Here is a 12660-nt window from a genome sequence, read left to right as displayed (position 1 = left end):
CGGAGGAGCGCACCGGCACGCGGCGCACCCCTCCGCGGTCAGGCGACTCCGCGGTCAGCTCAGCTCCGCCGCGGCGTCGCGTGGAGCCGGGCCCGCCGCCTCCCTAGCCTCGAAGGGAGAGAAGGGCGGGATCGTGGACACGGACACCGCACGGCTCGGCGCCTACCTCCGGGGGCACCGCGACCGGCTGCGCCCCGACGAGGTCGGCCTGGGCGCCGACGGCAGGCGCCGCGTCAGCGGGCTGCGCCGCCAGGAGGTCGCCGTGCTCGCGGGGATCAGCCCGGACTACTACCTGCGGCTCGAGCAGGGCAAGGACCGCCGCCCCTCGGCGCAGGTCCTGGACGCTCTGGCCCGCGCGTTCCGTCTCGACGCGGACGGGCGGGACTACCTCTTCCGGCTCGGCGGGCACGCCGCGCCGCGCCGCTCGCCGGGCTGGGCACAGGCCGGGCCGACGCCGGCGCAGGTCGGCAGCCTGACGAGCATGGTCTCGTCCTGGACCACGACGCCCGCCTACGTGGTCGACCGCTACCTGGACCTCGTCGCCGTGAACGAGCTCGGCCGCCTGTTCCTCCCCCTGGCCTGCGAGCAGGGGACCAACATGATCGAGGCCGTCATCGACGCCGCGGCGCTCGAGACCGACGCCGAGCGGCACGAGGACTGGGACCGCACGATCGCCGTGATGACGGCCGCCCTCCGCTTCCACTCCGACCCGGCGGACCCGCGTCTGCGGGTCCTGGTCGCCTCGCTCGGAGGCCGCTCGCGGGTCTTCCGCCGCGTCTGGGCGAGCCAGGAGGCGTATCCGCTCCGCGAGGGCTCGTCGCCGGTGCGCGTCGACCCCTTCGGCTTCATCGCCTTCCGCTGGCAGACCCTGGAGGTGCACGGAGGCGACCACTTCCTGACCTCCTTCTTCGGCGCCCCCGGCAGCGCCGCGGCCGCCGCGATCGATTTCATCCGGGCCCGCCACCGGGTCGAGGAGTGTCTGCGCGAGGGTGCGATACTCGACGCGTGAAGCGGGACGCGCTCGTCGTCGGTCGGGGATCGGAGCTCGCGCGGCTCCGTCTGATGGTCGACGGCATCGCCGCCCACGGGTCGGCGCTCGTCATCGACGGGGACGCCGGGGTCGGCAAGACCACCCTGGTCGAGGAGGTCGTCGCCTACGCCCGCGCACGCGATGTGCGGGTGCTGCGCACCGCGGGCTCCGCAGCGGAGTCGGGCGACCAGTACGCGGCGCTGCAGCTCCTCCTGCACCCGCTCCGCCCGGGCCTCGACGGCCTGCCCCTGCCGCAGCAGGACGCGCTCCGCGTGGCCTTCCACCTGGCGGACGGAGTGCAGCCGACGCCGCTCCTGGCCGGCCTCTCGGCCCTGACCCTCCTGAGCGACGCCGCCGCCGATCGGCCCCTGCTGGTCGTCGTGGAGGACCTGCACCGGATCGACCCGGAGTCGGCGTGGGCGCTGCGGATGCTCGCCCGCCGCATCGGCGAGGACCGCGTCGTCGTCGTGATGACCACGAGGGACCGGCCCGAGGAGGACTCCGGCCTCGAGCACCTCCACCTCGGGCCGCTGTCGGCCGCCGACTCGGCCGCTCTCCTCGACACGCTCCCGCATCCTCCTCGCGGCGCCGCCCGGCGCGCTCTGCTCGACCTCGCCCGCGGGAATCCGCTCGCCCTGGTGGAGCTGACCGGGCGCGACCCGTCCGCCGACGAGGCGGAGGACCGCGCGGTGACCGGACGCCTCGAGTCGGCCTTCGCCGAGCGCTTCGCGGAGCTCGACCAGCCCTCGCGGCTCGCCGTGCTGGCCGTGGCGCTGGGCGACGTCGCGACGGCGGAGGAGGCGAGCCGGCTGGCGAACCTGGCGATCGGCCGCCACCCCGACCCCTCCTGGATCGACCGGGCCGTCGCCGCGTCGCTGCTCAGCTGGACGCCGGGGAGCGGACTCCGCTTCCGGCACCCTCTCGTGCAGTCCGCGGTGACGAGCGTGAGCCGCCCCTCCGAGCGCGCGGCCGTGCTCCGCACGCTCGTCCAGGAGCACCGCGACGACCCGAGCCGGACGCTCTGGTGGCGGTCGGAGCTCGCGACCGGCTCGGACGGGCCGGTCGGCGAGGAGCTCGCCGGTCTCGCGGCGTCGGGCCTCGCGACGGGCGACGTCGTCCTGGCGGCACAGGCGATGGAGCGGGCGGCGGAGCTGACCCCCGCGGGGCCGCTGCGCGTCTCGCGCCTGATCGACGCGGCCGAGTACTCCGGGCTCGCCGGCCGGACCGCGGAGGCGGCGCTGCTCGTGCACCGCGCGGCGGGCGAGACCGTCGATCCGGTGCTCACCGCCCGCGCCGCCTGGACGCGCGAGACGCTGCCGACCGGGCGCACGGCCCTCTCGCGGGGAGACCTCTCGCCCGCGCTCGCCGCAGTGACGGCGCTGCAGAGCCACGGAGCCGTCGACGCCGCGACCGCCGCGCTCCTGCACCTCGCCGCCATCGCCTGGGACCACAACCGCGAGGCGTCGCCGGGGGAGCCGATGATCCAGGCGGTGCGCGCGCTCGCCCTCGACGACTCCGACCCGCGCGCCGTCCTGCTCGCGGCGGTCACCGAGCCGATCGCCCGCGGCGACGAGGTCGTCCGCCGGGCGCTCGCGGCGGCCGGCGGGGCGAGCGGTCCGGAGGAGGCGTGGTGGCTCGGCTACGCGCTGAACACGGCGGGCGAGGTCGAGGTCGCCCGGGAGCTCCTGGAGGAGGCGATCACCGGGCTGCGCGCGCGCGGCGACATCCGGATCCTCCCGCAGGCGCTCCTCGCCGCCTCGATGACCACGTCGCTCGCCGGCCGCTTCTCGCGCGCCCGCTCCTTCGCCGAGGAGGCGCTCGTCCTCGGGAGCGACCTGGGGGACGTCGGCTTCGAGACCGCCTCCCGGGCCTGCCTGGCCTGGTTCGACGCGATGGAGGGCGTCGCGCCCGATCCCGAGGCGATCAGCGCGGGCAGCGCGATCGGCGCGGCCGTCCTCTGCTCGAGCGTGATGCGGGCGACGCTCCGCGGATCGCGAGCGGCGGTGGCGGTCCTCGAGTCGCGACCGGGCGACGCCGTGCCGGAGCTCCTGCCCCTCCTCGACACGGACGACGACTCCCTGAACCCCGGCTTCGCGATCCTGACCACGCCCGATCTCGTCGACGCGGCTCTCGCGATCGGGGACGTCGGAGTCGTGCGCCTGCACGCCGCGAGGCTGGAATCGCTCTTCGAGCGCTGGCACCAGCCGATGATCGACGCGGCCCTCCGGTACGCGCAGATCGCCGTGGCGCTCGCCGACGGAGCGCCGGACGCCGCGGCCGGGCTGCTCCGCCGGACTCCGCCGCCGCTCCCGTACGTGCGGGCGCGGGCGCTGCTGCTCGTGGGCGACGGGCTGCACCGGGCCGGTCGGGCGGCGGAGGCGCGGCCCCTCCTCCGCGAGGCACTGGCGATGCTCGAGGAGCTGCCGATCCACGCCTGGGCCGATCGGGCCCGTGACGCGCTCCGGGCCGCCGGAGGGAGGATCGCCGACGCGCCGTCGCCGGCCGCTGCCACGCTGACCCCGCAGGAGCTGCGCATCTGCGCTCTCGCGAGCACGGGGCTGTCGAACCGCGCGATCGCGCAGAACCTGTTCCTCTCGCCGCGCACGGTCGGCGCGCACCTGTATGCGGCGTACCGCAAGCTCGGGATCGGCGGGCGGGGCGAGCTCGCCGCGGTGCTCGGGAGGGACGCGAGCGCCGACGCCTGAGGCCGGACTCCGCTCGCAGGGGCACCCGGCCCCCGTTCGAGCGCAGACGCGCAGGCGCGCCCCGAAACGGCCGGGACGCGCCTGCGAGCGTGCCGCGCTACTCCTGGATGAAGGCCAGCAGGTCGGGGTTGATGACGTCGGCGTGGACGGTCAGCATGCCGTGCGGGTAGCCCTCGTAGATCTTGAGCGTCGAGTTCTGCAGCAGCTCGTGCTGCTTGAGCGCGGCGTCCTTGTAGGGGACGACCTGGTCGTCGTCGCCCTGGGTGACGAGGACGGGGACGGTGATCGCCTTCAGGTCCTCGGTCTGGTCCGTCTCCGAGAAGGCCTTGATGCCCTCGTAGTGCGCGAGCGCGGATCCGGTCATGCCCTGGCGCCACCAGTTGTCGACCACGGGCTGCGAGAGCTCGACGCCCTCGCGGTTGAAGCCGTAGAAGGGCCCGGAGGCCACGGCCTGGTAGAACTCGGCGCGGTTCGCCGCGAGAGCGTCGCGGAAGCCGTCGAACACGGAGATCGGCGTACCCTCGGGGTTCGCCTCGGTCTGCACCATCAGCGGCGGGACCGACGAGACGAGGACGGCCTTGGCCACGCGGCCCTGGGGCTCGCCGTACTTCGCGACGTAGCGCGCGACCTGGCCGCCTCCGGTGGAGTGGCCGATGTGGATCGCGTTCCGCAGGTCGAGGTGCTCGACGACCGCGTTCACGTCGCTGGCGTAGTGGTCCATGTCGTGTCCGGTGCCCACCTGGGTCGAGCGTCCGTGCCCGCGGCGGTCGGTCGCGATGACGCGGTAGCCGTGCGCGTGGAAGAACAGCATCTGCGCGTCCCAGTCGTCGGACGACAGCGGCCAGCCGTGGTGGAAGACGATGGGCTGCGCGTCGGTGCTGCCCCAGTCCTTGTAGTAGATCTCGACGTCGTCGTCCGTGGTCACAAACGGCATCTTCGAACCTCCGTGCTCGTGTCGATCCCGAGCCCGGCCCGGGTCGTGTCCAAGGTGGTGCCTCCCCGGATGAGGGTGGGGAGCGGCTCCACGATAGGGGCGTGGGAGCGCTCCCTGAAGAGCGCGGGGAGATGTTCCGACGATCGTCCAGACCTGGTCGCATGGGCGGTGGCGAGGCCGCCGGCCGCGCACGCCGTGTGGGGTCGGATGACTCGTGACCGGCACCGCGGACGCTGACAGGATCGCGGCGGACGCGCCCTCCCGCGGCGCGCGGATCGGAGGTCGCGATGCCCACGACGACGCCCACGACGACGGCCCTGCCGACGCCCCTGCCGACGACGCCCCGGCCGGCGGTGCTCCGGTGACCGTCGAGGACCGCGTCCCGATCGAGCCGCAGGCGGTCGTCGCTCCGCTCAGCCGGTCCGCCGTCTTCCTCTCGCTCGACATCGTCGGCGGGCAGGACGCCGCGGACCGCGTGCGGGACGTCGTCGCCGACGTGGGCGGGATCCTCCGCGCGGTCGGCTTCCGCGACCTGGGCCTGCGCCTCTCCTGCCTGGTCGGGATCGGGAGCGACGCATGGGACCGCTTCGGCGGGGAGGGGCGCCCCGCGCAGCTGCATCCGTTCAGGGAGGTGGTGGGCGCGGCGCACACGGCCGTCTCGACGCAGACCGACCTCCTGTTCCACATCCGGGCGGAGCGGGACGACGCCTGCTTCGAGTTCGAGCGCCTCCTGCTCGACGCGCTCGGCGAGGACGTCGTCGTCCGCGACGAGGTGGTCGGCTTCCGCTACTTCGACAACCGCGACCTGCTGGGCTTCGTCGACGGCACCGAGAATCCGACCGGCGAGGCGCTGCCCCGCGTCGCGCTGATCGGCGCGGAGGACGCGGCGTTCGCGGGCGGCAGCTACCTGGTCGTGCAGAAGTACCTGCACGACCTGACGGCGTGGCACGCGCTCACCACCGAGCAGCAGGAGCGGGTCATCGGCCGGAGCAAGGCCGACAACGTCGAGCGCGAGGACGATCCGGCGCAGCTCTCGCACAAGGGGCTCGCGACCGTGGTCGACGCCGGCGGGACCGAGCACGACATCCTCCGCGACAACATGCCCTTCGGCCGGCCCGGCAGGGGCGAGTTCGGCACGTGCTTCCTCGGCCTGGCCGCCGACCTGTCGGTGATCGAGACGATGCTGACGCGGATGTTCGTCGGCGTGCCCGCGGGCCGGCACGACCGCCTCCTCGACTTCTCGACCGCGACGACCGGCGGGGTCTACTTCGTGCCCTCGCGGGACGTGCTCGAGGGCCTGGGCGGCTGACCCGGGCCGGTCGTCGGGGCGCGGATCGAGTCGGATGACCGTGGTGCCGCCCGGGCCGGAGCGGTGGGATCGGAGCAGCGCAGGCGCGCAGGACGATCAGCAGGGAGAACGCCGTGGAACCCGACGACAGCACCGCTCCGCACCACGAGACCCCCGGTTTCGGAGACCCGGACCTCCCCCAGGAGGGGATCGTGAACACCGAGGGCGATCCCTCGGCGAACACGATGACCGGCCCGCAGAACCGCGTCCTGGAGGGACTGTTCCCGAACCAGATCGCCGCGCCCGCGACGGACATCAGCACGCAGCCGTTCTTCTGGTCCTCCTTCAACATCTCGCCGCGGCGGGTGCAGCGGGGAGGCTGGGCGCGCGAGCTCACGCAGGCCGATTTCGCGATCTCGAACGAGATCGCCGGCGTGAACATGTACCTCGAGGCCGGCGGGATCCGCGAGCTGCACTGGCACCAGAGCGCCGAGTGGGCGCTGATGACCAAGGGGAACTGCCGCATCACCACGCTCAGCCGCACCGGCCGGCCCAGCGTCGACGACGTGCAGGAGGGGGACCTCTGGTACTTCCCGCCCGGCCTGCCGCACTCCCTGCAGGGCCTCGGCCCGGACGGGGCGGAGTTCGTGCTCGCGTTCGACGACGGCGAGCAGTCCGAGAGCAACACGCTCCTGCTCACCGACTGGTTCGCGCACACGCCGCCGGACGTGCTGGCGAAGAACTTCGGCGTCGCGCAGGAGGTCTTCCGCGACATCCCGCTGCACGACCTCTGGATCTTCCCGGGCGACGTGCCCGGCGACCTCCAGGCCGACCGGGCCGCGGCCGGGGTGCAGGACGGCGACGAGGCGGTGATCTTCCGGCTCTCCCGCTCCGAGCCCGTGTACCAGAACAGCGGCGGCCGGATCCAGATCGCCGACAGCACGAACTTCCCGGCCTCGCGCACGGTCTCGGCCGCGCTGACGACCGTCGAGCCCGGCTCGATGCGCGAGCTGCACTGGCACCCCAACGCCGACGAGTGGCAGTACTACCTCCGCGGATCCGCTCGGATGACCGTCTTCAACACCGGCCCGCACGCCAACACGACCGACTTCCACGCCGGAGACGTGGGCGTCGTGCGCCGCAACTTCGGCCACTACGTGGAGAACACCGGCGACGACACGCTCGTCTACATCGAGACCTTCAAGAGCTCCCGCTACGAGGAGGTGTCGCTCGCCCAGTGGCTGAGCCACCTGCCGCCGTCGCTGGTCGCGCAGCACCTGAACATCCCGGAGGAGGTGCTGGCGACCTTCCCGCCCGGGACGCAGGGGATCACTCCGTTGCGCTGAGGGAGGGACGCGCGGAGGGGACGGGGACATGGCGGAGGATCACGAGGCGGCGCTCCTGCCGTGGGCGGGGAGGGCGGCGGTGCTGCTGGACCGGCACCTGCGGGTGCTGGCCGCGACTCCGCTCGCGCGGGCGCTCTCGCCCGCCTTCGCCCCAGGAGTGAGCATCGCCCGCTTCACCTTCCTGGACTCGTCCGAGGTCGAGGACCTGCCCTGCTGGGGGTCCGCCGCCGATCAGGTCGCGGCGATGCTCCGCGACTCGCTCGAGCGGCATCGGGGGGACCGGGAGTTCCTGACGGTCGTCGGGGAGCTCTCGGCGAGGAGCCCGCGGTTCGCGGACTCGTGGGCGGCCGGGGCGGAGGCCGACGCACGCGGGTCGGTCGTGTTCCTCGACACCGCGGTCGGCTCCGTTCCGATGGACTACCGGCTGGTCCGGGACGGCGCGCGCCTCCTGCTCCTGTTCGAGGCGGGTGACGCGACGGATCGCGAGGCTCTCGCCCGGCTCGCGGCCACGCGTCAGGCGCCGGCCGGGGCGGCCAGCGCGGTGCCCGCCTCCGGAGCGGGCCGCAGCGAGGCGAGGACGTCGACGGCCGCAGCCGCCGGAGTCCCCGCTGCCGCGAGGTAGGTCACGACGTACCGGCCCGGAGCGCCGGCGAGCTCCAGGGTCTGCATCTCGAGGTCGAGCCAGCCGAACGGCTCGACGTGGACGCGGATCCACCGGTGGGTGAAGGGGCGGACCTGGTACTCGGCCCAGATCGACCGGAACAGCGGATTCTCGACCGAGCACTCGCCGACGATCTCGTGCAGCCGCGGATCGTCGGGGTCGCTGTAGAACCGCAGCGCGGCGATCAGCTCGCGGAAGACCTGGCCCCACGCCCGCAGCTGGTCCGGCGGGTCGCCGTTCGCCACGGCGCGCGCGTAGCCGCGGGACGTGGAGAGCAGCATGTTGGCGCCGGGCACGCCCTTGTCGGGGGCGAGACGGCTCATCAGGTCGTTCGCGCCGAGGACGTCGAGGTTGCGGTCGAACGCGTACGCCGGGGTCCTCGGCCAGTGGGCGAGCAGCGACTCCACGCCCTGGCCCGGCGGAGGAGAGTCGGGATCGCGCGGCCCGGGGCGCAGCCGGGCGAGCCGGAAGAGGTAGGCGCGCTCGAACTCGTCGAAGGCGAGCGCCTCGGCGAGGGCGTTCAGCACCTGGTCGGACGGGGCGACCGCGTGCCCCTGCTCGACGCGGAGGTAGTAGTCGCGGCTGATCCGGGCGCGGTCGGCGACCTCCTCGCGGCGCAGGCCCGACACCCGCCGCCGGGTGCCCGCGGTCGGCACGCCGACCTGCTCCGGCCGCAGCGCCGCCCGGCGAGCGCGGAGGAACTCCGCGAGGGGGCTGCGAGAGCTCATCGTGCGACTCCATCGGATCACCCGCCGGGTCGAGCGGCGGTCGTGCGGGGGTGGGGCCGTACCGGTCGTCCGGTGGGACACAGAGTACCGTCGGGCGCTCGCGGGGCCCACTGCCCTGCTGCGCCTCCTGCCCGGCGCCGACCGGGGGCCGGGCGCTCGGGACGGTTCGCCAGAGGGAGCGCTCCGGAGGGTTCCGACAGAGGGAGGAGAGCGCGGCCGCGCCCGGCGGTCAGCATGGGGTCCTCGGAACCCGTCCCTCAGGAGTCGCGATGACGATCAGTGCACTCTCCTCGCCGCCCGCGCGCCCGAGCGCCCCCGAGGACGTGGTGGTCCGGATGCTGAGCTCGGCGTCGCCCGCGCGGGAGCGGCTCCTGGTGGTCGAGGGCGGGATCGGCTCGGGCCGGACGCACATGCTGCGCTCCGCCGCGGCCACCGCTCGCGCCGCCGGCTGCGAGGTCGTGGAGGTGCGGCCGAACCGGGGCGACGCCGTGATCGGCGCGTCCTCGCTCGCGCTGTTCGCCACGCTGATCGGCCGTCTGCAGCGGGTGCGCGACTCCTCCGCCTCGCCCTGCGACCCCGGCTTCCTGATCGTCGTCGACGACTGGGAGCGGTTCGACGTCGCCGCCCGCGAGACCCTCCAGGCCCTGGTGACCCGGCTGGTCGACGAGGTCGGCGCCGCCTGCCTCCTCGCCACCGGCGACCGGCGCGTCCTCGCCGGCTGGGAGGGCCTCCGGCACCGTCGCACCGAGCCCCTCGACGCGGAGGCGGCCTGCGGCTTCCTGCGCGCCCACGGCGGCCGGCGGTCGCTCGCCGTCGAGGCGCGCCTGCTGCGGGTTGCGGAGGGGAATCCGCTGCTCCTCGACGTCCTCGGGCGGGCCTGGGCCGACGAGGACGCTCCCTCGCCCTTCCCGGTCTACCCGCGGCTCGAGCAGGCCGAGACCAGGGTGCTCGACCTGCTGGCTCCGCTGTCGGAGGAGTGCCGGGAGGCGCTCCTGGTCGCCGCGGTGGCGGGCGCCGAGTTCCCGGAGAGCATCGGGTCGGCCCCCGGAGACGGGGACCGCGCCCTGGTGCAGGCGGGGATCCTGACGGCGGGCGGCCGTGCGTTCCGCGACCCGGTGGTCCGCGCGGTGGTGCTCTCGACGGCGTCGCCCCGAGCGCTGCGGGCGGCACGGAGGCGGCTCGCCGAGCGCCCGGAGTCGGCCCCGCACCTCCGCCTGCTGCTCGCGGCGGACGACGCGGCCGGGCCGGAGGAGCGGGCGCGGCTGCTGAGGGACGCGGCGGAGGAGCGACTCCGCGCGGGTCGGCCGCAGGAGGCGCTGCTCCTCCTCGCCGAGGCGCGCTCGAGTGCGCGCGGTGCTGCTCTGCGGGAGGAGCTCGAGGCGCGCGCGGCCGCCGTCGCGGCCTTCACCGGCGACGCGGCGGCCCTCGAGCGGGTGGTCGAGCGCTCGCGGGAGGACGGCGGGGTTCCCGGGGCCGGCGTCGAGGCGGTGCGGCTGGCCGATGCGCTGCTCCGCACGGGGGACGTGGGCGGGGTCCGCCGCGCGGCCCTCCGGGGGCTCGGCGCTCGGGTGAGGCGTGGGGGCGCGGGAGTCGGTGGTGCCTCGTCTGTCGGTGGTGTCTCGTCTGTCGGTGGTGCCTCTCCTGTCGGCGGTGTCGCTCCCGCCGAGACCGACGCCTCCCGCGGCGACGCCGGCAGCTTCTCCGCCGACCGCGTCGCCCCTCACGACGCCGCCGCCGACCTGCTGGCGACCGTCCTCCACCTCGCCTGCATGCTCCGCGGCGATCCCGCGTGGTGGCAGGAGGCGCTCGCCGTCGGCGAGGAGCACCCCCTCGATCCCGTCCTGCGCCTCGTGGAGGCCTGCGTGCGGCCGGTCCCGGACGAGGAGTGGGAGCGCCGCCTGCGGCTCGCCGAGGACTCCGCGGTCACGGGCGACCCGTGGAAGACGGTCGCGCTGCATCTCGCCTGGTCGCTGCTCGAGGTCTCGGACGAGCGCCGCGACCGCCTCGCCGGGCTCCTCGACGGCGGGGAGGAGGCGGACGGCCTGCCCGGCGCCCTCGCCCTCCTCCGCCGCGGCACCGCCGCACTCGACGGCGGTCGCCTCGACGACGCCTCGGCCGACCTCGACCGCGCCGCCGCCCGCGCCGACGACCTGCCCGCCGTGCGCGCGCTGATCGACGCGACTCGAGCCCGGGTCCACGCCGTGCAGGGCGACCGCGCACGCACCCTCGAGTGCGCCGAGCGCGCGACGGCCTGGGCGCTGCGGCACGGAGCGGCGTCGGTCGCGCGCGCCGCCGATCACGCCCTGTGCTCGCTCGACCTCGGCGGCGGCCGTTTCGAGGAGGCGCACGCCCGCTCCTCCTCCCGCGTCGGCGGCGACCCGCTGGAGCTCCTCGACGCAGCCGAGGCCGCCTCGCGCCTCCGCCTGCCCGAGCACTGCGCCGAGCTGGCGGCGGCCGCGGCGGACCTCGCCGCGCGGCCCCTCGCTCCCCGCGGGCGGATGCTCGCCCTCGCGGCGACCGCGGTCCTCGATCAGACCGGCGGCGCGGGCGCCCTCTTCGAGCGCTCCCTCGACCCGGCCTCCGAGGAGTGGCCGTTCGAGCGGGCGCGCGTCCAGCTCTGCCACGGCGAGTGGCTGCGCCGCCGGATGCGCCCGCTGGAGGCGCGCACCCGGTTCCGCCAGGCCGCCGCGGGATTCGCCGCGGTGGGGGCCGAGCTCTGGCTCGCCCGCGCCCAGCACGAGCTGCGGGCGGCGGGCGGAGCGGGGGAGGCGCCGGTCGCCGCCGACCTCAGCGAGCAGGAGCGGCGCGTGGTCTCCCTGGCCGCCGCCGGCCTGTCGAACAAGCAGATCGCCCAGCAGCTCTTCGTCTCGCCCCGCACCGTCAGCGGGCACCTGTACCGGATCTTCCCCAAGCTCGGGGTGACCTCGCGGGCCGGGCTCCGCGACGCGCTCCTCAGCCTCGAGGACGCCCGGAGCGCGTGACGGAGCCGCAGGATCGAGTCATCCGACCTGGTGCCTGCCGCCGCGGGAGGCGCATGCTGAGCGCATGACGTCGCAGCAGATGATCGACCCCTCCGTCCCGCCGAGCGGCCCCGGCTGCGTCGAGTGCGAGCAGTCCGGCTCGTGGTGGCTGCACCTGCGCCGCTGCGCGCTCTGCGGGCACATCGGCTGCTGCGACGACTCGCTGAACCGCCACGCGACGGCCCACTACCACTCGACCGGCCACGCGGTCATCCGCAGCTTCGAGCCCGGCGAGGACTGGTTCTGGGACTACCGGACCGACGACTACGCCGACGGCCCCGCCCTGGCCGACCCGCAGAGCCACCCGGCGAGCCAGACCACCCCGGGGCCGAAGGACCGCGTGCCGCGCGACTGGCAGTACCTCCTCGCTGAGCGCGCCGAGCGCGGCTGAGCCGCGCGCCTCCGCGAGAGCGCAGGACTTTCGCGAGAGTCCAGGAGTTGTCGCACTCGGCATCGACTGCGACAACTCCTGGACAGTCGCCGGCCGCCGGCTCCCTGCGCACGTCCGCAGGCGGCGTGCAGCCAGAAGTCGCCGTGCTCGCGACCGACGACGGCTACTTCTGGATGGTCGCGGCGGCCCGCCGAGGAGCGATCGCCACGAGAGTCCAGGAGTTGTCGCACTGGGCGTCGAGTGCGACAACTCTCGAGCAGTCGCGGCCGTCGGAGCCGCCGACGCCCAACGCTTGTCCACAGGCGGCGAGTAGTCAGGAGTCGCCGTACTCGCGACCGACTACGGCGACTTCTGGATGGTCGCGGCGGCCCGCCGAGGAGCGATCGCCACGAGAGTCCAGGAGTTGTCGCACTGGGCGTCGACTGCGACAACTCTTGAGCAGTCGCGGGAGCAGTCGCGGGAGCAGGTCGGAGCCAGCTGACCAGCCGGCGGCCGACGCCGCGCCTGATCGGCGTTCGTCACCTCCGGACCCCGCCGGCTGGTCAGCTGGCTCCGAC

At 74.9% G+C, this 12660-nt stretch carries 9 protein-coding genes; 7 read left to right on the top strand and 2 right to left on the bottom strand.

Annotation, left to right across the window (positions count from 1 at the left end; translation table 11 throughout):
* The coding region (locus C5C71_RS16750; RefSeq protein WP_146084518.1) for a helix-turn-helix domain-containing protein at positions 1 to 1009 on the top strand (1009 nt) is incomplete at its 5' end.
* Positions 1006 to 3735, top strand: a complete 2730-nt coding sequence (locus C5C71_RS16745; protein ID WP_104338144.1) for an AAA family ATPase — start codon at positions 1006 to 1008, stop codon at positions 3733 to 3735. The genes C5C71_RS16750 and C5C71_RS16745, both read left to right, overlap by 4 nt.
* Before the next feature lie 97 nt (positions 3736 to 3832).
* Here C5C71_RS16745 and C5C71_RS16740 read toward each other — a convergent pair whose 3' ends face one another.
* The gene (locus C5C71_RS16740) at positions 3833 to 4669 is read right to left on the bottom strand and encodes an alpha/beta fold hydrolase (protein ID WP_104224006.1); all 837 of its coding nucleotides are present in this window, start codon (positions 4667 to 4669) and stop codon (positions 3833 to 3835) included.
* Positions 4670 to 4883: 214 nt separating this feature from the next.
* On the opposite strand from C5C71_RS16740, the gene C5C71_RS16735 reads away from it, so the two are divergent.
* The 3 genes from C5C71_RS16735 to C5C71_RS17400 all read left to right on the top strand — a co-directional run bounded on the left by C5C71_RS16735 (position 4884) and on the right by C5C71_RS17400 (position 7925).
* On the top strand, positions 4884 to 5978 hold the full coding sequence (locus tag C5C71_RS16735; protein WP_308471756.1) for a Dyp-type peroxidase: 1095 nt from the start codon (positions 4884 to 4886) through the stop codon (positions 5976 to 5978).
* Positions 5979 to 6091: 113 nt separating this feature from the next.
* Positions 6092 to 7303, top strand: coding sequence for a cupin domain-containing protein (locus C5C71_RS16730; RefSeq protein WP_244229514.1), 1212 nt, complete (start codon positions 6092 to 6094; stop codon positions 7301 to 7303).
* A 28-nt stretch (positions 7304 to 7331) separates the two neighbouring features.
* Entirely contained in the window at positions 7332 to 7925 is a 594-nt protein-coding gene (locus C5C71_RS17400) for a hypothetical protein (RefSeq protein ID WP_104261236.1), read from the top strand.
* On the opposite strand, the gene C5C71_RS16725 is transcribed toward C5C71_RS17400, so the two are convergent.
* The gene (locus C5C71_RS16725) at positions 7817 to 8692 is read right to left on the bottom strand and encodes a helix-turn-helix transcriptional regulator (RefSeq protein ID WP_104227374.1); all 876 of its coding nucleotides are present in this window, start codon (positions 8690 to 8692) and stop codon (positions 7817 to 7819) included. The genes C5C71_RS17400 and C5C71_RS16725 overlap by 109 nt on opposite strands.
* A gap of 269 nt (positions 8693 to 8961) precedes the next feature.
* Here C5C71_RS16725 and C5C71_RS16720 point away from each other — a divergent pair, with 269 nt between their 5' ends.
* Both C5C71_RS16720 and C5C71_RS16715 read left to right on the top strand, forming a co-directional pair.
* Positions 8962 to 11673 carry a LuxR C-terminal-related transcriptional regulator gene (locus C5C71_RS16720; protein ID WP_104338143.1) on the top strand — a complete coding sequence of 904 codons (2712 nt, stop codon included), beginning with the start codon at positions 8962 to 8964 and terminating at the stop codon, positions 11671 to 11673.
* Positions 11674 to 11737: 64 nt separating this feature from the next.
* Positions 11738 to 12103 carry a UBP-type zinc finger domain-containing protein gene (locus C5C71_RS16715; RefSeq protein WP_104227372.1) on the top strand — a complete coding sequence of 122 codons (366 nt, stop codon included), beginning with the start codon at positions 11738 to 11740 and terminating at the stop codon, positions 12101 to 12103.
* Positions 12104 to 12660: the final 557 nt, after the last annotated feature.

The organism is Rathayibacter sp. AY1C1 (assembly GCF_002932105.1).
Classification (GTDB): domain Bacteria; phylum Actinomycetota; class Actinomycetes; order Actinomycetales; family Microbacteriaceae; genus Rathayibacter.
Note: the sequence above shows the minus strand (reverse complement) of the source record. Positions and strands in the feature narration are given on the sequence as shown.

Excerpts from the sequence above, each read along its gene's own strand:
- C5C71_RS16740 (WP_104224006.1), bottom strand. The coding sequence starts at position 4,669 with ATGCCGTTTGTGACCACGGACGACGACGTCGAGATCTACTACAAGGAC.
- C5C71_RS17400 (WP_104261236.1), top strand. The coding sequence starts at position 7,332 with ATGGCGGAGGATCACGAGGCGGCGCTCCTGCCGTGGGCGGGGAGGGCG.
- C5C71_RS16725 (WP_104227374.1), bottom strand. The coding sequence starts at position 8,692 with ATGAGCTCTCGCAGCCCCCTCGCGGAGTTCCTCCGCGCTCGCCGGGCG.
- C5C71_RS16720 (WP_104338143.1), top strand. The coding sequence starts at position 8,962 with ATGACGATCAGTGCACTCTCCTCGCCGCCCGCGCGCCCGAGCGCCCCC.
- C5C71_RS16715 (WP_104227372.1), top strand. The coding sequence starts at position 11,738 with ATGACGTCGCAGCAGATGATCGACCCCTCCGTCCCGCCGAGCGGCCCC.